At 36.2% G+C, this 21,043-nt stretch carries 18 protein-coding genes and 3 pseudogenes; 12 read left to right on the top strand and 9 right to left on the bottom strand.

Translation table 11 applies throughout. From position 1 onward, the window contains the following. Positions 1-172 precede the first annotated feature (172 nt). Positions 173-1,315 carry a DNA polymerase III subunit delta' gene (locus GKR88_20325; protein QMU66402.1) on the bottom strand — a complete coding sequence of 381 codons (1,143 nt, stop codon included), beginning with the start codon at positions 1,313-1,315 and terminating at the stop codon, positions 173-175. Between the two features lie 171 nt (positions 1,316-1,486). Here GKR88_20325 and GKR88_20320 point away from each other — a divergent pair, with 171 nt between their 5' ends. Continuing rightward, on the top strand, positions 1,487-2,410 hold the full coding sequence (locus GKR88_20320; GenBank protein QMU66401.1) for an IS1595 family transposase: 924 nt from the start codon (positions 1,487-1,489) through the stop codon (positions 2,408-2,410). 20 nt (positions 2,411-2,430) lie between these two features. On the opposite strand, the pseudogene GKR88_20315 reads toward GKR88_20320, so the two are convergent. Further along, a pseudogene (locus GKR88_20315) lies at positions 2,431-3,676 on the bottom strand (glycosyltransferase). A gap of 3 nt (positions 3,677-3,679) precedes the next feature. Further along, positions 3,680-4,152: pseudogene (locus GKR88_20310) on the bottom strand (cytochrome C). 126 nt (positions 4,153-4,278) lie between these two features. On the opposite strand from GKR88_20310, the gene lpdA reads away from it, so the two are divergent. Continuing rightward, the gene (gene lpdA / locus GKR88_20305) at positions 4,279-5,679 is read left to right on the top strand and encodes a dihydrolipoyl dehydrogenase (protein ID QMU66400.1); all 1,401 of its coding nucleotides are present in this window, start codon (positions 4,279-4,281) and stop codon (positions 5,677-5,679) included. Between the two features lie 148 nt (positions 5,680-5,827). Here lpdA and GKR88_20300 read toward each other — a convergent pair whose 3' ends face one another. Further along, positions 5,828-6,769, bottom strand: coding sequence for a hypothetical protein (locus GKR88_20300; protein QMU66399.1), 942 nt, complete (start codon positions 6,767-6,769; stop codon positions 5,828-5,830). A gap of 52 nt (positions 6,770-6,821) precedes the next feature. Continuing rightward, on the bottom strand, positions 6,822-7,034 hold the full coding sequence (locus GKR88_20295) for a hypothetical protein (GenBank protein ID QMU66398.1): 213 nt from the start codon (positions 7,032-7,034) through the stop codon (positions 6,822-6,824). Between the two features lie 163 nt (positions 7,035-7,197). Between GKR88_20295 and GKR88_20290 the strand changes: the two genes are divergently transcribed. The 7 genes from GKR88_20290 (at position 7,198) to GKR88_20260 (ending at position 16,360) form a co-directional block, all read left to right on the top strand. Then, complete coding sequence (locus GKR88_20290; protein ID QMU66397.1) at positions 7,198-7,875, top strand: hypothetical protein; 678 nt, start codon at positions 7,198-7,200, stop codon at positions 7,873-7,875. Positions 7,876-7,902: 27 nt separating this feature from the next. Then, entirely contained in the window at positions 7,903-8,274 is a 372-nt protein-coding gene (locus GKR88_20285) for a transposase (protein QMU66396.1), read from the top strand. Then, positions 8,274-9,131, top strand: a complete 858-nt coding sequence (locus GKR88_20280; GenBank protein ID QMU66395.1) for an IS3 family transposase — start codon at positions 8,274-8,276, stop codon at positions 9,129-9,131. Before GKR88_20285 ends, GKR88_20280 begins: the two co-directional genes overlap by 1 nt. Positions 9,132-9,190: 59 nt before the next feature. Then, positions 9,191-9,622, top strand: a complete 432-nt coding sequence (locus GKR88_20275; protein QMU66394.1) for a hypothetical protein — start codon at positions 9,191-9,193, stop codon at positions 9,620-9,622. 22 nt (positions 9,623-9,644) lie between these two features. Continuing rightward, complete coding sequence (locus GKR88_20270) at positions 9,645-10,976, top strand: aminodeoxychorismate synthase component I (protein ID QMU66393.1); 1,332 nt, start codon at positions 9,645-9,647, stop codon at positions 10,974-10,976. Between the two features lie 257 nt (positions 10,977-11,233). After that, positions 11,234-15,919, top strand: coding sequence for a T9SS type B sorting domain-containing protein (locus tag GKR88_20265; GenBank protein ID QMU66392.1), 4,686 nt, complete (start codon positions 11,234-11,236; stop codon positions 15,917-15,919). A 234-nt stretch (positions 15,920-16,153) separates the two neighbouring features. After that, positions 16,154-16,360, top strand: a complete 207-nt coding sequence (locus GKR88_20260; GenBank protein QMU66391.1) for a hypothetical protein — start codon at positions 16,154-16,156, stop codon at positions 16,358-16,360. Here the strand turns inward: GKR88_20260 and GKR88_20255 are convergent. Beyond that, entirely contained in the window at positions 16,344-17,297 is a 954-nt protein-coding gene (locus tag GKR88_20255; protein ID QMU66390.1) for a DDE transposase, read from the bottom strand. The two genes, GKR88_20260 and GKR88_20255, sit on opposite strands and share 17 nt — an antisense overlap. A gap of 19 nt (positions 17,298-17,316) precedes the next feature. After that, the gene (locus GKR88_20250; GenBank protein QMU66389.1) at positions 17,317-17,670 is read right to left on the bottom strand and encodes a transposase; all 354 of its coding nucleotides are present in this window, start codon (positions 17,668-17,670) and stop codon (positions 17,317-17,319) included. Between the two features lie 515 nt (positions 17,671-18,185). Here GKR88_20250 and GKR88_20245 point away from each other — a divergent pair. Then, positions 18,186-18,871 (top strand): annotated as a pseudogene (locus GKR88_20245) (DDE transposase). Here GKR88_20245 and GKR88_20240 read toward each other — a convergent pair. Next, positions 18,846-19,220 carry a hypothetical protein gene (locus GKR88_20240; GenBank protein QMU66388.1) on the bottom strand — a complete coding sequence of 125 codons (375 nt, stop codon included), beginning with the start codon at positions 19,218-19,220 and terminating at the stop codon, positions 18,846-18,848. The pseudogene GKR88_20245 and the gene GKR88_20240 sit on opposite strands and share 26 nt — an antisense overlap. 21 nt (positions 19,221-19,241) lie before the next feature. Then, entirely contained in the window at positions 19,242-19,721 is a 480-nt protein-coding gene (locus tag GKR88_20235) for a hypothetical protein (protein QMU66387.1), read from the bottom strand. A gap of 23 nt (positions 19,722-19,744) precedes the next feature. On the opposite strand from GKR88_20235, the gene GKR88_20230 reads away from it, so the two are divergent. Beyond that, a complete protein-coding gene (locus tag GKR88_20230) occupies positions 19,745-19,957 on the top strand; it encodes a hypothetical protein (protein ID QMU66386.1) in 213 nt (70 codons plus the stop codon). A gap of 52 nt (positions 19,958-20,009) precedes the next feature. Then, positions 20,010-20,951, top strand: coding sequence for a hypothetical protein (locus tag GKR88_20225; GenBank protein ID QMU66385.1), 942 nt, complete (start codon positions 20,010-20,012; stop codon positions 20,949-20,951). Positions 20,952-21,043: the final 92 nt, after the last annotated feature.

The following is a 21,043-nucleotide window of genomic DNA, read 5'->3' as shown; positions in this document are numbered from 1 at the left end:
TATTATTTTAATTTCTGTTTTTCTCAAAAAATAATATGGTTTCCCTGTATTTTATGAGAGTTATCGGGTGAACTTTTAACTTAAAACTTTAAACAGCAATAAATACCCCAAGATTTATGCTAAGTTACAAAAAAAGAGGATACCGGTTTATTACATAAAATGAGGAAAGCATTTATACAGGTACTTCTTTTTTATGTAGTAGTCGGGTTAACTTCATAGACAAATCCAGTAAGATAATTTTTACATTTCCATTTCTTTCCACATGATATAGTGCATCATTCAATTCTTTTTCAATCGCTAACATATTTTCTCCATGTACAAAAGGAGCAAATTTGGAAATATCAAAACCGGTTCGTGTTTCCATAAAAACCAACTCAGAGCTTTTATAATTTAATAAAAGAGCTTGTCTGAAAAAGTGTAAACAGTAGTGTAAGAATTGCTTCTGGGTTTCTCTGCCGGTTTTGGCAATGGTGTCAGACCAGATAATCAATTGTTGTATAACGGAAGCATTCCCTTTTGCTTTAAAAGCAGCTCTCACCCAGGTAACGAACCACTCTTCAAAAACTAAGTTATTGGAATCATTACGTAGCAATTGGAGAGCTTTATTATAATTACCATCGGCCTGGTGAGCAATTTTAATAGCTTCTTTATCAGGAACTTTTTCTCTTTCCATCAAAGCAGTTATCATATCCTGCTCGCTTAACAAAGGAAAGTGTAGCAACTGGCATCTTGATCTGATCGTGTCTATAATTTGTTCTTCGTCTTCCGTAACCAACAGAAAGACCGTTTTTTCGGGAGGTTCTTCAATTAACTTTAGGAGCTTATTGGCAGCCGCAATATTCATTTTCTCAGCCATCCAGATAATGAGCACTTTAAAACCCCCTTCATACGATTTTAATTGTAATTTTTTTACAATGACCTTCGCTTCGTCCACACCCATGATCGCTTGTTTATTTTCCACACCAATTTGCTGTAGCCAGTCAAACAATCCGCCGTATACTTGTGTGTTTATAAAGTTTCGCCAATCTTCTAAAAACAAATCACTGACAGGGTGCGTTTTTACCACATTATTTGCAGCTACGGGAAAAGCAAAATGCAGATCAGGATGTTGTAATTTTTCACATTTCAAATTACAACTAGCTGTATTTTCAGAAAAATTACACAGAATATACCGGGCATAAGCTATGGCCATAGGTAACGTTCCGGAGCCTTCTTTGCCAATAAATAACTGAGCATGCGGAATACGACCGTTATTTGCAGAGATTTGCAGGTGCTTTTTGATGTGTTCCTGACCAATAACTTGACTGAAAAGCATATGCAAATATAAGCGATAAAATTGCGCAAACGATATCTTAAATTTTCATATTTCAACACTGATAACCATAGAACTCGTTTAAACTTTTTAGCAAATTCAAAAACTTTATTTGATTACACTTAATTATGCCACTAATTTAAAAATTCGTATCTTAATATAAAGTTTAGAATTATGAATTTACTACATTTTATTGAACAATTTCCAGATGAGTTTTCCTGTAAATCACATATGAAGTTGGCTCGTTCAAAAGAAGGAGTCATTTGCAAAAAATGTCAATCAAAAAAGCACTATTGGTTAAAGTCTAAATGGATGTGGCAATGTTCTTATTGTGGTTTTAGAACTACTCTACGCAGCGGTACTATGATGGAGAACTCCAATTTACCTATTCGTACTTGGTATCTCGCTATGGCATTTATGACTTTTAGTAAAAAAGGTATTTCTGCTGCCGAATTACAACGTCAGCTCAACCATACACGTTATACCACTATATGGTCTCTTATGCACAGAATACGTTCGGCTATGGGAAAACGAGATAATTTATACGACCTTGAAGATATGATTGAGTTTGATCAAGCTTACTTTACTGTGGCAACAAAAGAATCCGACAGACAAAAGCTTAAAATAGGCAGAGGCAGTCAAAAACAATCTAACGTAGCGGTAATGGCAGAGTCTGTACCTTTAGAAGATTTAAAGACTGGGAAACAATCCAAACAATGTCGTTATTTTAAAATGAAAGTTTTGGATACTCATAAAAAAGAAGAAGTCAACACGCTTATTGATAGTAATTTTGATGATACATGCATTGTTTTTAGCGACAAAAGCACGTCTTATGTAGACATAGGTGATTATGTGGAAGTACACATTACTGAAAAATCAAATAAAGAAACCACTATTACCACACTAAAATCGGTGCATATAGCCATAAGTAATGCAAAACGCACTCTGTTAGGTATTTACCATAAAATTAAAGGAAAATATTTGCAGAATTATCTTGACGAGTTCTGCTATAAACTCAACAGACGCTATTTCGCTGAAAGACTATTTGATAGACTGGTAGTAGCTGTCACTCATCAATACTGGTATAAAAGTGGGTAATCAATTAAAAAAATAACTATTTATATATATCTGTTCTTTTCCTCAATCCATTTACTCATGTATTTTGTGCTCTGTAATGTATGGTATTGAAGTACACTTCCCATAAAATTTTGCACCCTGTGCCCGGTAAGATGTGTTTGTAAGGTTTTTATTTTGCGAATCAATAGTGCTCCTGATTTTTCTTTTTCACATAAAGAATTGATGATTTTCACGCCATTTTGCCGGGCAAGTTCCCAAAGATCTTTTTTAGTATACAATTCAACTGCTTTCTCTACAAATTTCGTTGAATCATCTTCAACAAAACCACACCATGGTACATTTCCATGCATTCCTTCTGCTCCTATCCCGGAAGTTACATTAGGGGGTTCCATTTAGTATGGCTTGTACAAATTTCCCTTTAATTCCTGCACCAAACCGTAAAGGGGCCAACATTACCCTGATACTTTGAATGGCAGATTCGGCATCTTCTACATAGCCTTTTACCATAAAACCTCCCTTTGAATCATGCATTTGTAAAATCCGTTGTGTAGGATACGCTCCGTAAATATGTAATTCAGCTGCCGGGATTTTTTCCCGAATCCCTTTCCAAATGTGGTTTTTCAGATACCATACCGCATCTGCATTTGGAGCATGTTTAAAATTACCCATGAATACAAAATGACTTCTTTCTTCAAAAGACTTCAGATGTTGAGTAGTTTCTTCTTTTATTGGTGAGATCATAAACGGGATATAATGTAGCATACGTTTATCAATTTTAAACGTGTTTTGTAGCAACTCCATTTCAAAAGGAGAGATAATCAACGACACATCACATCGTAAAATAGAAGCCATCTCTCGTTTGGCAATATCAGTATGCAATAAATCAGATACTTCAAACCTGCGATTTTCCATAACTGCTTTTTCTCTGGTTTTTCTAAGGCAATGCAAATCTTCTGTATCTAGTATTTTTAAGGCTTCCGGGCAATTTTCAGTAACGCGCCAGCCAAACTGTTCTTCCGTTATAAAACGGTCAAAAACAACCATGAAAGGTTTTATAGCTACCAAAAATTCATCAAATGAGCCGCTGTTTAATTCAATAGAAACTACTTTTATTCCGTGTTTGGAAAGATCCAATGCATTTTTAGTTTTAGCAGCGGCACAAGCATACGTAATTTTCCAATCTTGTTTCAGAAATAGTTCAATTAGCTGAAACATCCTGACACCTGCAGCAGAAGAATTAGGTTCAGCCCAGGTATTTCCTATTATTAAAACATGCTGATTCGCCAATAGCTATGGTACGTTTAATTGTACTTTATAACGCTCTTGAACGCTTTTTGCCCAGGTCACAACGACATCTATTTGCTCTGATGTTAAGTTTGCCTCCGCATGTGTCCAGGTATACGAATTTAAAGGCATTTTTTTCTTTGCCACCTCTTCCCACAACTCTTCAAATTTGTGTTCTTTTCGTTTCAAGGAATATTCGGTCCATTTGGAGAAATTCAATTCTTCCTTTCCATGATCTATATGCCCGTCCATCCAGTAATTAATGGGAGTAATACGGTTAACCAAGGATATCGGGTAATATCGCTATGGCAATCAAAACAGGTTTCTTTTAAAATTTTATGCACATCTTCCGGTGGATTGGTTTCATTGATAAACGGAACTAAAGAAATAGCTTCTCCCTGGTTTTTTTCCGGGCTGAAAAATTGCATGATAACAAAAATAATTAACAGAAATACAAGTGCTTTTTTAAGAATTTTCATAAGGTATATGATTTAGTGTTTAAAGATAGTAATTCCACTTCACTTTTAACCCGTAATAGATTTTCTAATGTACCATCCGGGTTTAAGAATAATGAGTATTTTTGTACTTTACTAAATTCAATTAAAATGAAGTACGATTTGATCGTTATTGGTTCAGGCCCCGGGGGGTATATTGCTGCTATCAGAGCATCTCAATTAGGCCTTCATGTTGCGATTGTAGAAAAATATGCAACACTTGGTGGCACATGTTTAAATGTGGGATGTATCCCGTCAAAAGCACTATTGGATTCTTCGCATCATTATCACGATGCGATTCATCATTTTGAAGCCCACGGAATCTCCGTAGGTACGCCCAAAGTAGATTTTAGTAAGATGATAGAAAGAAAAGCAGCTGTTGTACAACAGACTACCGGAGGCATCAAATACCTGATGGGGAAAAACAATATTACTGTTTTTGAAGGAACAGGTTCTTTTGTAGATGCCACACATATAAAAATAACCAAAAATGACGGCTCCGAAGAAACGATTGAAGGAACAAACATCATTATTGCTACAGGTTCCAAGCCTGCTACTTTGCCTTTTATTCAAATAGACAAAGAGCAAATTATTACGTCTACGGAAGCTTTAAAACTAAAAGAAATCCCAAAAAAATTGTTGGTTATCGGCGGCGGTGTTATTGGATTGGAACTAGGTTCCGTATATAAACGTTTAGGGGCGGAAGTTGCCGTTATTGAATATATGGACAAAATTGTTCCGGGAATGGATACGGATATTTCCAAAGAACTGCAAAAAGTACTCAAGAAGCAAGGAATTCGGTTTTTTACGAATCATCAAGTACAATCCGTAGAGAAAAAAGGTAAGACAGTCATTGTAAATACAACCAATAAAAAAGGCGAGGCAGTCTTATTTGAAGGAGATTATTGTTTGGTTTCCGTAGGTAGGAAACCTTATACGGAAGGCCTTCATTTGGAAAATGTCGGCATTAAAGTAAACGAAAAAGGTCAGATAGTAACCAATGCGCATTTGCAAACTAATGTCGCCAATATTTATGCTATAGGAGATGTTGTAAAAGGTCCTATGCTAGCTCATAAAGCAGAAGAAGAAGGAGTTGTTGTTGCCGAATCAATTGCAGGACAAAAACCACATATTGATTACCATTTAATTCCGGGGATTGTATATACCTGGCCGGAAGTTGCCGCTGTTGGTAAAACAGAACAGGAATTAAAAGAAGCCGGTATTGAGTATAAGTCGGGAAAATTTCCCATGCGTGCTTTGGGACGTTCCAGAGCAAGTGCCGATATCGATGGTTTTGTAAAAATAATAGCCGATAAAAAAACCGATGAAATACTAGGTGTGCATATGGTAGGCGCCAGGGCTGCGGATTTAATTATGGAAGCTGCTGTGGCTATGGAATACAGAGCTGCTGCAGAAGATTTGGCAAGGATTTGTCACGGACACCCTACCTATTCGGAAGCTGTAAAAGAGGCTGCAAAGGCTGCATGGGATGGAAAACCTTTAAATGCGTAATCGGATATAAATTACAAATTTTAATTTCACAATTACGAATTTTTATCTCCTCAATATCAACTTACTAAATTTAATTTTTAAACTCAATATACCTTTTACGGTTGTTATTTCATGCTAAAAATAGAGGGGTGCATAACATTTTGTCGTTTTAAGCAGCTTTATTTTTCTCAGTACAGATTAGGTTAACTACTTTGTTCCATTTATCACTCAGTTTAGTTGTTCTTAATGTGAGCATATTTTGAGCTCCAATTTTAGACCAACGTTGTCCAGAGAGTTTCATTCTTTTTTGAACAACCTCCCTGTTAGCTGCTTCTATGGCTCCAGATCCTATAATACCTGCTCCTGTATTTTGATATTGCTGATAGTCCATACGCGACCTATTTTCGGTATAATATGTGATAAGTTGGCTTTGTTGTTTACGTTGATTTTGCTTTGTCAATTCTAAGTTTTTGATATTCTCAATGACTTGATTTACTTGACTGTTTTTTAGTAGTTGCTCCTGTTGACCAACCCAACTGTTATATGACTCTTGATTAGAGAGACAAACCTTAGCAAAATCGTGTAAATGTTCTAAAGCATGATACCAATCCAATATTTGTGTGGCAAAAGGGTAATGTTGATCTACCCATTTCCATATCCATCTAGCACCATCACCAACAAAAATCAGTCGCTTATCAATACTCCTGTAACAGCCTAAGTATCTATCCATTCTATCTGTAAACTTATCAGCTTTGCCTAAATATGCTTCATACAACGAATGGCGTATCCATCCACGTTTATTTGATATGTCCATACAGCTACTCTGTTTAAAAATTCTGCCTAATTTTACTTCTTTCCAAGCCTCTTCCCGAGTGAAAAGCATCGACCCATCGACCATAGCATATATGCACTCTTGGTTATCTACCTTAAGAATATCAGGTTCAACGGCATCAACCTCCAATACTTTTTCTTGCTCTAATAAACCACCATAAAAGTCTGTGACTCTGTAAAGCTGCATCGCATTGACTGAAACACCTAGAAGATTCGATAAAACTTCATGACCATCTCCATAACAATCGTTTTGACCAATATAAATCATTTTGTTTTGCATATAGGGACTTATCTTAAATCCATTGACTTTTTCACTAAAGGGATGAGTGTTGTTAATCTCTATCTTTCCGTAACGTGATAAGTTTTTTTTTACGCCTGTCTTTAGATGGTTCGCTTATACTTCTCTCTAAAACCTCTCGACCATAGTCCGTCCATATTTGATCAAAAGTCTTTTCGTAATCATAGTAACTCTTTATGTTTGATAATTTTGCTATCGCTTGATAACGCTTCTTGGCTTGGGCTAAAAATTCCTCTTCGCTAATCATAATGGTGTCGCTTTTAAAAGTTAATCCTTAAAAATAACTATTTCGCGACAAAATGTTATGCACCCAAATAGAGTGTTCTTTGGTTGCGTTGTTTCTATGTTTCTTTTTATTCGGGCAAAAGAAAGATAGCATTAACCTAAAGAATGGCATTGAAAAATCAAGCTTGGTTTCTACACATCATTTTGGGATTTTTAGTGCTCGCATCAATCAAAATTTTAAAGAAGGCCCTCCTCAAAAAAGTACCTTTCGGTTTTCTTTGGAAAGCGGAAATAATTTTCACCCTTTTGTAGAAGCTTATTTCCCCAAAGATCCGGATGTACGGCAACAACTGAGCCAGGTAATATGGTTTGACCGGCGTTTTACATTTGTAGATCAGGCGACTACTCCAGCCGAATATATGAATATTGTTATTGACGCTGTTTACAAAGGATTCCGGTTTGATTATGCTACCAGACTTGCAAAAAATCACGAACTGGGAATTACCTTTCGGACCTATTTGATAACGAAAGGGAATTACCCTTTTTCATTTTTTACCGGTGATGAAAGTATAGAATGGTTTCACAGCAATATTGCAGGTGGCGAAGACCCTTTTGGGAGAAAATATTACGGATTAAATCAGGGACATATAAAATATACCGACAGAAACGGGCGTGTAATGGAATTAAAAAACGGGGATTTTATCTTTAGCGGAATTGAGTTGAATCACTTCTATTATCCAGCATTTTTGTTGAGTAAAAAAAGAAATATTCAATTCAATATCGGAACACACTTAGGTATCAATACCTCTAAATTTAATCCTTCCCTGGATATAGGATTGTCTTCTAATATTGACCCGTCCTGAAATATGTATACAAAAAACAACAAGTATATGTATAAAAATGATGGATATGTAAGACGTTATAGTGAGAGTTTTAAACTCAAAGTATTAGCAGAACTTACCAAAGGAAACCATTCCAAAAGACAAATTGCCTTAACTTACGGCATACAATCTAGTACGATAAACGTATGGATTAAAAAATATGACCGTAAAGATTTAATGAACACCCGTGTAACCGTGCAAACAGACGACGAATTATCCCGTATTAAAGCCCTTCAAAAAGAGCTAAAACAACTCAAAGATCTTCTTATTAAAAAGGATCTAGATAAACTTGTGAATGATAGTTATCTTGAAGTAGCTGCTGAAAATCTTGGCTATAAAAATGTTGAAGAATTAAAAAAAAACTTAAACATAAAGCCTTAATGAAAATAGCACCGATTAATAGAAAAAAAAGAAGGTACGCCATCGCTACTATTTGTAATGCTTTCGAGTTAAAAAGAGATGCTTATTACAAATATCAAAAAAGGTTTGTTCTTAAAAAACAAATAGAACAAAATGTAATAATGCTTGTTAAAAAAAGCAGGAAAACATTACCCAGAGAAGGTACTAGAAAGCTAATGAAATCCTTACATAATGATTTTAGGAAACAGAATATAAATATAGGTAGAGACCAGTTATTTAGAATCTTAAAAGAAAATAATTTGTTAATTAGAAGGAAAAAATATTCTTCTAAAACAACCAACTCTTACCATCGTTTTTATAAATATAAAAATATCATAAAAGACCTGATCATTAATAGACCTAACCAAGTTTGGGCTTCGGATATTACCTATATAAGAACTATAAATGGATTTTGTTATTTAGCACTTATTACTGATATGTATTCAAGAAAAATAGTAGGCTATGATATTAGTGATAGTTTAGAACTTAAAGGCTGTGTTAGAGCTTTAAATAAAGCTATTTATCAAACTAAAAATACCGAAGAAATCATACATCATTCTGATAGAGGAATACAATATTGTAGCAATGTTTATACTCAAATTTTGAAAAGAAAAAAGATACAAATCAGTATGACCCAAGAAAATCATTGCTACGAAAACGCAATGGCCGAAAGAGTTAACGGAATTTTAAAAGATGAATTCTTCCTCGACCAAACATTTACAAATATCAATCACGCCAAAAAAGCAACAAAAAATGCAATCAAATTATATAATAATAAAAGATTACATTTATCTTTAGATTATAAAACACCTAATTACGTGCACAAAAATGTAGCATAAATTTTAATAATTAACTGTAGCCCTATTTTAGGACGAGACATATTGTAAAAAAATGGGTATTGAAAAATGGTAATGAGTTTCGATTGGGTCTTGGAATAAGTGTGTTGAGAAAAAACCTCATCAATTTTCAAGAAGTTCTGGATTTGGGTAATAACCTTTTTTTAGGAAGCCTGGAAAACATGATTGAACTGACCAAATATACCGCTCAAAACAACTATCATTCATTCGGAATACATTTCCAGATACAAACCAGGTATAATAAAAAAGCGGAATCGACTTATTATATGTTGATTGGGGAATGGGATAAAATTCATTCCGGTTGGCAAAACGGATTTGAAAAATTATACGAATATCTTTCCAATTGGAATTTTATATATACTTATGGCAGAAAAAGATATCAAATTTCTATATATATAAAAGAAGATTTAAACCTGAACAATGCCCCGGATCTTCAAACAGGAGTCAGTATTAAATTTCCTATAGGCTTATAATATGGTTTAAAGTTTGAAAATTATGCAGAGAACTGTCAAAGCATTTCATTTAAAGACTACAAAACATATAAAAAAAAAGCTTTTATACTGGTCAGATAATTATGATGTGGCGCTGTGGCTGGATTCAAATAATTACCAGCAACACTACTCGTCTTTTGATGCAATTTTGGCCTTGGAAGAATGCACTGCTATTGAAACAGATTATATAAATGCTTTTGAAAAATTAAAAAAATATCAAAGTATCATACAAGATTATATTTTCGGCTATTTGAGTTATGATGTAAAAAACGATGTGGAGAAATTGACTTCTGGTAATTTTGACGGCCTGGGTTTTGATGACCTGTTCTTTTTCCAACCTAAAAAAATGATTGTGCTAAAAGGAAATAAAATAGCATTTCATTATTTAAAAATGGTGGCAGATGAAATAGAAGAAGATTTTAAAACGATTAAAAACACAGCGATTGAATATATTGCAACAACCTCGTCAAATGGCAGCGACATTAATGAAAAAAACGATTTCACTATCAAACCCAGAATTCATAAAAAGGAATATCTTCAAAAAGTAGCTAAAATTCTGGAACATATTCACAGAGGAGATATCTACGAAAGTAATTTTTGTCAGGAATTCTATATAGAGAATTATGAAATAAAACCAACACGTGTTTATTTGGATTTAAATGATATCTCCGAGCCTCCTTTTGCAACATATTTGAAAAAATACGACCACTATTTGGTTTCCGCATCTCCCGAAAGGTATTTAAAAAAAGAAGGCACAAAAATTATTTCTCAACCCATAAAAGGAACTGCAAGAAGAATGGTAAATACTATTGACGATAAGAGAGCTGCTGCTGACTTATATAATGATGAAAAAGAAAGGGCCGAAAATATTATGATCGTTGATTTGGTACGGAACGATTTGTCCAGAACTGCTAAAAAAGGAAGTGTTATAGTAGAAGAACTCTGCAAGACATATTCTTTTAAACAAGTGCATCAACTCATTTCTACCGTAACATCACAAATTAGCCAAGATATACATCCGGTAGATGTCATCAAAGATTCTTTTCCTATGGGAAGTATGACAGGAGCTCCAAAAATATCGGCCATGAAAATTATTGAAAAGTTAGAAGAAACCAAAAGAGGCTTATATTCCGGGGCTGTTGGTTACTTTACTCCTGAAAACAACTTTGATTTTAATGTTGTCATCAGAAGTATTTTGTACAATGCAAGCAATAAGTATACTTCTTTTTCGGTAGGCAGTGCTATTACGTCCAAGTCTACTCCGGAGAAAGAGTATGAAGAATGTCTATTAAAAGGAAAAGCTATGGAACTTGTTTTAACAGGCTATTCTAAATAATTATTTTTGAATGCTCACATAGATAGCTGATACAAGGAACTCATTTAAACTTTTTCAATTTGCTAAAAACTTCTAATTTTCGCTTAAATCCAAAAAGTTTAAATGAGTTCAAGTTTAAAGTTGGGAAGTTTAAAGTTTTCAATCTTTTAATTTATTGATTATCAATGAAAATTTAAAGAAAGAAGAAATTTGAAGCCAAATCAATTCAAATAAGGAGTATATTACTATTTTTGTTACAAGATAATTTTCTTAGCTATATGAGGATATTCTTCTTGTTTTTTGCTTTCCTGCTTCCTTCTGTACCTGTGTACAGTCAAATAATAGAAGTAAATCCTGAAGGCAGCCCGGAATCTGTATATACACCGGAACAGCTTATCAGAAATGTTCTTGTCAGTGGTACTTGTTCTACTGCTAATATATCTAATGTTTCGGCCGTTGTAGAGGATGCTAATGATCCTACCAATAGAGAGAATAAAAGTTATGGTTATTTTAAAAGGCCTTCCGGAAGTAATTTTCCATTTGAAGAAGGAATTATATTAACAAGCGGAAGAGCATTTGAAGCAGGAAATACCGTAATTCCGGGTATTTTAAGTGCATCTACAAATTCTGAAACAGATGCTGATCTGCTGGCAGCTACCGGGAGTGGAGGACCTTTTTTAGACACTACTTCTTTTGAGTTTACATTCTCCACATCTTCTGACCGGATTAGTTTTCGATATATTATGGCATCGGAAGAGTATGATCTAAACAATTCATATCCGTGTTCTTTTGCAGACAGTTTTGCTTTTTTATTAAAACCCGAATCTTCGGGAACTTATGAAAATATTGCCCTTATACCAGGGTCAACAACACCCATTAGTATTATCAATGTACATCCTGAAATTCCCGGCCCGGATGGTTGTGCTGCCCAAAATGAAGAGTATTTTGAAGGATATAATTTAAGAGCTACGAATTATGACGGAAGGACTGTAATATTAACTGCCTCGGCTAGTGTGATACCTAACACCAACTATACGATTAAGTTAGTGGTTGCAGATTTTGGAGATGATCAAAACGACTCGGCTGTTTTCTTAGAAAAAGGGAGCTTTAATCTTGGATTAGATTTGGGAAGAGATCTCAGTATTGCAAATAATATGGCCGTATGTGGAGCAACTTCAACAACTTTGATGGCCAATATCATGGCGCCATCCTATAAATGGTATAAAGACGGAGTGGAAATTCCCGGAGAAGTAAGCCAAACATATGAGGCAAATTTGGGAAGTGGAGTGTATACTTGCGAAATTCCTAATGCCGGTGGTTGCTCCGAATCAGATGATATTCTTGTGGAATTTACAGAACAACCGTCCATTAACCCCCTTATTACTACGCTATTTGCTTGCGATACGGATACGGATTTAGTTACGACCATTAACCTGCAAACAAAAGACAGTGAGATTTTAAATGGCCAGAACCCTGCTATCTTTGGAGTCCGGTATTTTTCCGATAGCACATATACCACCTTAATTGCCGATCCTGTAAATTATACAAACACAAATCCTAATGAAACGATTTATGCAAGAGTCTTTAACAGAGCAAGTACAAACTGTTTTGCTAATGATTCTTTCACTCTTCAGGTTACCAGCGAACCGACCCCTGTTTCTCCTTCGGATTATGTGGTTTGTGATGTTGTCAATTCAGGGAGCAGTGATACTGACGGGATTTATCAAAGTTTTGATTTTTCGTCTAAAGATTCGGAAATCTTAGGCTCCTTGAGCAATACTTTATATTCGGTGAGCTATCACCTCAGCCAGTCAGACGCACAAACAAACACCAATCCTATAGACAAAACAACACCCTATACCAATACCACCGCTTTTTCTCAGGAGATATTTGTTCGGGTAGATAATAACAACAATACCAATTGTAATGCTTTTACCCTTGCAGACCAAACAGCGAGCTTTAATTCGTTTTTTCTGGTGGTGGTACCACAACCCAAGGCGACCCTACCTGCCGATATTCCGGAATGCTCCACCACTGGCAGAGTGAACTTTGACCTGAATAGTTTAAAAGACAACGAAGTGTTAAACGGACAAGACCCCGGTGTTTTCAATGTTGTCTATTTCCCTACCCGGCAAGATGACATTGACAATACCAATCCGCTACCTAACCCCTATCAAAACCGTTCGGATTACAGTACTGAAACTATTTGGGTCAGAGTATTTCACACGATGTATCCAACCACTTGTAGTGATACAAACCAGACCATTACCAGCTTTCAATTATTCGTTACACAAAACCCTGACGGGCTCATACAAACCCTTGCTGATGTAAGCCGGTGTGATACTGCCTCAGCAGGAGGCACCGATACCGACGGTATTATCAATGATTTTATTACCCTGTCTTCCAAAGATGCTGAAATACTGGGAACGGATTTTTTTAACAGTGCCCTCTATACCGTATCCTATCATCTGACAGCTACGGATGCTACCAATGACACAAACCCTATTGATAAAATCAATCCCTATACCAATACGACTCCAAACGGTCAAACCATCTATGTACGAGTGGGGCACAATGATAACCCCACAGCTTGTGTTGCCTATACCAATTTTGATCTGATAGTCCATCCTTTACCTGTAATCACCACTCCTGTGGACTTACGACAATGTGATGATGACACCGATGGCTTTTCTGCTTTTAACCTTACAGAGGCCAACAGACTGCTATCTGCCGATTTTGCAAATGAAACCTTTGTGTACTATCCCACTATGGCAGATGCTCAGGCTAACACCAATGCCATTAACAATCCCACCGCTTTTACCAACAGAACCACCCCTACCGATACCCTATGGGTACGTATTAGCAATACTAACAACTGTCATCGAATTGCTCAACTCAACTTAATAGTTTCCACAACAGGTATTCCTAACACCTTTGCACGAACATTTAACACCTGTGATGATTTCCTGCCTACCGATGGAATCAACGGTACTAATGACGATACCGACGGGGTGAGTGCTTTTGACTTTAGCTCGGTCAACAGTCAGGTAAGGGCCCTATTCCCTCCTACTCAACAGTTGACCATTACCTACTACAGAAATGCTACAGATGCTTTGGCTGAAAATAATGCCGTCAGCGACATCAGCAACTATAGAAATATCGGCTATCCCAACTCCCAACAAATATATATCAGGGTCGATAGTCAGTTAGACAATGCCTGTTTGGGATTTGGGCCTTATATCACCCTTACCGTAGACCCCATACCTGTGGCCAACACCATATCCGATTATGAACTGTGTGAAACACTCGATGACGGAGACGGTACCAATGGTATCATTCAAACTTTTGATCTGCAAAGTCAAACTCCCGGTATTCTCGCCTCACAAGACCCTGCCCGGTTCTCGGTAACCTATCATCAGAGTGCCGGCGATGCACGAACAGGCAGCAACCCTCTTGCCTCTCCTTATACCAACACCACAAGAGACAGACAAACCATATATGTCAGAGTAACTAATAACAACACAGGATGTTATAACCATCATTCCACTTTTGATATTGTCGTTACTCCCCTTCCCATAGCTAATTTTGTCAATGACCTGGAAATATGTGATGATAATACCGACGGTTCTGCAAGAAACGGTTTCTCACAATCAATCAATCTGGAAAGCCAAACGCCCGGTATTCTCGCCTCACAAGACCCTGCCCGGTTCTCGGTAACCTATCACAGAAATCTCGCCGAAGCTCAAAGTGGCAGCAACCCGCAGATAAGTCCCTTTAGCAATACCACTCCACATAGACAAACCATATATGTCAGAGTAGTGAGTTCCGTAACCGGATGTGCCAATGGAATCTCTAACTTTGATGTGGTGGTCAATCCCGAACCGGTATTTACTCCCGTGTCCAATATCAGTATCTGTGATGATAATGCAGATGGTGATGATACCAACGGGTTTGTTCAGAATATTGACCTGCAAAGTGTTATCCCCATGTTGTTGCTACATCCTACTGACCCGTCGGTCATACAAGACCCCGATGATTTTAATGTAACCTTTCATGCTTCTCAGGCACAGGCAAGTGCTGCAAGCAACCCGCTGCCAAATCCTTTTGCCAACACCGTAGCCAATATGCAAACCATATATGTGAGAATTGAAAATAAAACAACAGGGTGTATCAATGACGATGCTTCTTTCAATGTCATTATAAACCCCTTACCTGACTTTAGGGTAAACTCTCCCCGGATTGTCTGTTTAAACGGCCCTCCCTTAACCCTCAGAGCAGAAAACCCTGCTGATACATATGACTATACGTGGACAGACCCTGTGGGAAATACCTCTTCGGGTAGTACTTTAACTGTAACCGCAGGAGGACACTATACCATAACAGCAACCACTACTAACGGTACGAACTGCTCCAGAGTCAGAACCATACAGGTCAATGAATCCATCATCCCTACCATTACTCAAAATGACCTGACCATTGTAGATGATTCCGACAATAATTCCATTACCGTAAACCCTGACAATTTAGGAATTGGAGATTATCAGTATGCACTGGCTGACCAAAATAATCTTATCATTCGTGATTTCAAGGATGAGCCTTTTTTTGACAGGCTGCAAGGAGGGTTCTATAACCTGATAGTCAGAGATAAAAACGGCTGTGGACAGGCAGCAATATCACTATCCATTATTGAGTTCCCTAAGTTCTTTACTCCTAATAATGACGGAATTAATGATACCTGGAGAGTAAAGGGAATCAATGCTGCGCTATTCCCTACAAATGCCATGTATATATTTAACAGGTATGGGAAAGTGGTCGCAACCATTTCAATAGACTCTCAGGGATGGAATGGAAATTATGGAGGAAAACCGCTCCCCTCAGACGATTATTGGTTCTCTGTCAATCTTACGGATTCCAATGGAAATACCAGATTGAGAAAAGGAAATTTCTCCCTGATTAGAAAATAAAAGGGTGTTATTTGCTGTTTTTAGCTCTGTTTTTATCTTTTTTCCTTCCGTAGTGCTATGCAACTCAAAAAAAGCTTTCAACATATCTAAAAACTTCTAATTTTCGCTTACATCCAAAAAGTTTAAATGAGTTCAGTGAATAATATAGTGAGACCTTTGCAGAATTGATTTGACAAAATATGGGTCAACGACAATTTATGGGGATTGATTATTTTAGATGCATAAAAAAAGACGATGCATTTAGAATTATTAGCATCTATCCTCCCTCAAGATTTATTACTTCATTTTGATATTGTATTTTTTGAAGAATTAGGAGATATTTCAGTTAAAAAGGATGCTTTTCACATTTATTTAGAAGAGAAGAATATTCTACCAGAGGGTTACTCAAAGGGTAATTATGAGGGATCAAGACTAATTGTTGTGTTTATGCAAAAATTGTAGTTAATCTATAGAGGAAGAATTCTGTGTTTTTGACCCCTCTAAATTGTAATCTAAAGGCTTTGATTTTGGCATTGAAAGATTCTGCCGCTGCATTAGTACTTCTATTAATGAAGTAATTCAATATTGATCTATAGTTAAGCCTGATAGAGTTTGCTATGGTATTAAAAGCCTTGTATGCTGTTTGTTCTACATCTTTATACCAATGCGCTAGTTTTGTATAAGCGACTTGTATTGAGTTTGCTGTGTTGAAGATATTTCTAAGTCCTTGTACGAGCTTAAAAGCTGTTTTGATATCAGGATATCTTTTAAAGAGGATGTTAGCTCTTACTCTTTGATCTTCTGTCCAATTACTTGGTGCTTTGTAGAGTAAGTATCTGCTTCTAGCCAAGAGTTGCTTTATGGTATCTCCATTTTCTAATATTTCAGGGTAATATTCTTTGTTATTGGTTTTGGCAAGTTTGATCCGTTCATTTTCTGTATCTATGGCTTCCCATCGATGTTTGATCCTAATTTCTTGAAGTGCTTCTAGAGCTAGTTTCTGTACATGGAATCTATCGGTTACTTGTATGGCTTTGGGGAAACACCGTTTGGCAATCAGCTTCATGGAGTTCGCCATATCTAGGGTAATTTCTCTGACCTTGTTTCTTTTCGCAGATGAGATTTTAAATAGGTGTTTGATAATAGGTTCTGCTTTGGTAGTAGCTATGATCGCCACAATACTTCCTTTCTTTCCTTTAGCTTTTTTATTGGTAACGATGGTGTAGAGTTCTCCTTTTGATAAGGCTACTTCGTCGATAGATAATCGAGTTCCTATATTCTCAGGGAAGATCAACCACTCTTTGGCATGAGACTTTTCCTTCCACTGTTTAAACTCACTCAAATAATCTCGATACTGCCTTTGGAACTTCTTCCCATTCACGCCATAGATTCTTGCAATGGTTTTGCAATCACTCTTCTCAGTATCGACTAATCTCTTTTAAAAAAGCAGCAAACTCACCTGTCATGCGAGTTCCCTGAGCTACTAGATTCCAATCTCTTTGAATGATTTGCCTAGTCTCTTTATCTAACCATCTACGTCGCCTTACGTGAAGATACACAGTGTTTCCACGCAAAGGAAAGTCTTCAATAGTAATCTCTTTGTGGAAACCATGAGCAATTACATTAGGATTTATGACTTCTTTAGGAACAACATTACGCTCTTCAAAATACAAATGAAGTTCCTCATTTCGATGAGTGTGTCTTACCAAATCAAAATGTTCTACGAGCATCTCAGGTAAGATGAATTTTAAAAGGTCTAAGGATAATTCCAATCTCTGTTTTTTTTTACAAAGATCAAAACTTTAATTCAATCCACACAAAACTTTTGACCCTGATCCCTAATTGCTTCGTTTCACTCGCAAAGACACACTTCATTCAATCTTCAATTAACAATTAATCTTCATCTGAACTCACACACAACTTTTGTGACTGATCCATTATGAGTCCAAAGGTTTTATTAGCAGTAAACAGATTCAAGATTTTCCCATACGCGGTAAAGCAGTTTATCTACATATAAAAACAAGACGATGGCGAGATAAGAAGACTAAAAAGGGAGCGATTAAAAATGATTATTCATTCATTGCAGAAGGTTCTAAATTAACGTCAGAACTTTCTGATTTTTTAAAAGCTACAGGTAGAGGCCCGAGAAGATACGATCAGTAATATAGCGAGTTATTACGGTATTTACCCACGAACTTTACAACGCCATTATAAGAAACAGATAAGTGGGTTTGATAGTTGGAATCAAAAGCCCCATTGTGAAGATTATCTTATTTATCCGAAGAATATAGGAGAGTATTTAAGTCTTGATGAAGTAAGTCTATCTAAAGGTGAACTTTATACCTATTTGACCAACAAGAACGGACGAAGTAAACAAGGAACTTTAGTGGCTTGTGTAAAAGGAATTAAAAGTGATGATATTATTACTGCTATTGAAAGAATACCCTTAGAACAACGCAAACAAGTCAAAGAAGTAACTTTAGATATGGCAAATAATATGAATTTAACAGCTAAGATTTGTTTTCCAAATGCTAAAATTGTTACCGATAGATTTCATGTGGTAAAACTGGTAACAGAAGCTTTACAGCATGTTAGAGTACAGCATCGGTGGAAAGCAATAGAAGATGAAAACAAAGAGCAGAATTATTATGTAATCTTTATCCAAACATCCAACAAGCCTATAAACACACTTTAGAATTTAGAAGCATTTATCAAGAAAAATGTAAAGTAAAAGCCAAACAACGATTTGAACATTGGTTTGAGGATACAGAAAAATTGGAATTTAAAAATTTCAATACAGCAATGAACAGTATTAAACATCATTTTAATACCATCTTAAACTTTTTTGACAATAGGAATACAAATGCAAATGCAGAGTCTTTTAATTCAAAAATAAAACTCTTTAGAGCCAATCAAAGAGGCGTAAGAGATACACAATTTTTCCTCTTTAGACTTGAAAAATTATTCGCTTAATACCCATAAAATTTACTTGAGCCTTCATTTTGAACCAACCGTTTAGTATGCGTGTTTTGGACTTCTGGCTTATCGCACAATCATAGCCTAGGAACAGGACATATTTCCCATCCTCTTTATAGGTGGTTGTGCGTGGTTTGAACGTAAAACCTAGAAAATCAAACTGCTTTGGATAGCCTCTTACTCGTTTTCTTCTGTAAGTTTGACAGTACACCAGTTTTGTTTTCTCTTCATTTAAACGTAAATGGCATTCTTCTAGTCGTTTTCGTATCGCTTTCAACAAGCGTTTTGCTTCCCAGTCTAAGTAACAATGCACAATAATATCATCTGCATAGCGTACAAATTTCATGTACTTACTTTGTTTTGGAAGTCATTTGTCAATAACATAGTGTAGAAACAGATTTGCTAAAAGAGGGCTAATTACGCCTCCTTGTGGTGTCCCGTTTCCGTTTTTGGGTGTTAGTGTACCATCTACTGACTGACTGGGGCATTCCAGCCAACGTTTGATGTACAACTTTACCCATCTTTCTTCTACGTGACGTTCTAAGGCTTTCATTAATAATTCATGGTTGACTTCATCAAAGAAGTTCTTGATATCTATATCAATGACCCACCAATATTGCTTAACGTTCTTGCGGACTTCATCCACGGCATCGTGCGCACTTTTGGATCGTCGATATCCATATGAGTTTTCATGAAAAACCTTTTCTAATCTGGGTTCTAAATACGTCTTGAGTACTTGTTGGGCTATGCGGTCTTCTACTGTAGGAATACCTGGTTTACGTTCGCCCCCATTTGGCTTGGGTATGGGTGCATAACATTTTGTCGCGAAATAGTTATTTTTAAGGATTAACTTTTAAAAGCGACACCATTATGATTAGCGAAGAGGAATTTTTAGCCCAAGCCAAGAAGCGTTATCAAGCGATAGCAAAATTATCAAACATAAAGAGTTACTATGATTACGAAAAGACTTTTGATCAAATATGGACGGACTATGGTCGAGAGGTTTTAGAGAGAAGTATAAGCGAACCATCTAAAGACAGGCGTAAAAAAAAACTTATCACGTTACGGAAAGATAGAGATTAACAACACTCATCCCTTTAGTGAAAAAGTCAATGGATTTAAGATAAGTCCCTATATGCAAGACAAAATGATTTATATTGGTCAAAACGATTGTTATGGAGATGGTCATGAAGTTTTATCGAATCTTCTAGGTGTTTCAGTCAATGCGATGCAGCTTTACAGAGTCACAGACTTTTATGGTGGTTTATTAGAGCAAGAAAAAGTATTGGAGGTTGATGCCGTTGAACCTGATATTCTTAAGGTAGATAACCAAGAGTGCATATATGCTATGGTCGATGGGTCGATGCTTTTCACTCGGGAAGAGGCTTGGAAAGAAGTAAAATTAGGCAGAATTTTTAAACAGAGTAGCTGTATGGACATATCAAATAAACGTGGATGGATACGCCATTCGTTGTATGAAGCATATTTAGGCAAAGCTGATAAGTTTACAGATAGAATGGATAGATACTTAGGCTGTTACAGGAGTATTGATAAGCGACTGATTTTTGTTGGTGATGGTGCTAGATGGATATGGAAATGGGTAGATCAACATTACCCTTTTGCCACACAAATATTGGATTGGTATCATGCTTTAGAACATTTACACGATTTTGCTAAGGTTTGTCTCTCTAATCAAGAGTCATATAACAGTTGGGTTGGTCAACAGGAGCAACTACTAAAAAACAGTCAAGTAAATCAAGTCATTGAGAATATCAAAAACTTAGAATTGACAAAGCAAAATCAACGTAAACAACAAAGCCAACTTATCACATATTATACCGAAAATAGGTCGCGTATGGACTATCAGCAATATCAAAATACAGGAGCAGGTATTATAGGATCTGGAGCCATAGAAGCAGCTAACAGGGAGGTTGTTCAAAAAAGAATGAAACTCTCTGGACAACGTTGGTCTAAAATTGGAGCTCAAAATATGCTCACATTAAGAACAACTAAACTGAGTGATAAATGGAACAAAGTAGTTAACCTAATCTGTACTGAGAAAAATAAAGCTGCTTAAAACGACAAAATGTTATGCACCCTTGGGTATTGTTACCTCTCGTACTGGTTTGGGAAAATAACTGCCTGATGCTTGTCGATTCCATAGTTTGT

This window comes from Flavobacteriaceae bacterium, from assembly GCA_014075215.1.
Classification (GTDB): Bacteria; Bacteroidota; Bacteroidia; order Flavobacteriales; family Flavobacteriaceae; genus Polaribacter.
Note: the sequence above shows the minus strand (reverse complement) of the source record. Positions and strands in the feature narration are given on the sequence as shown.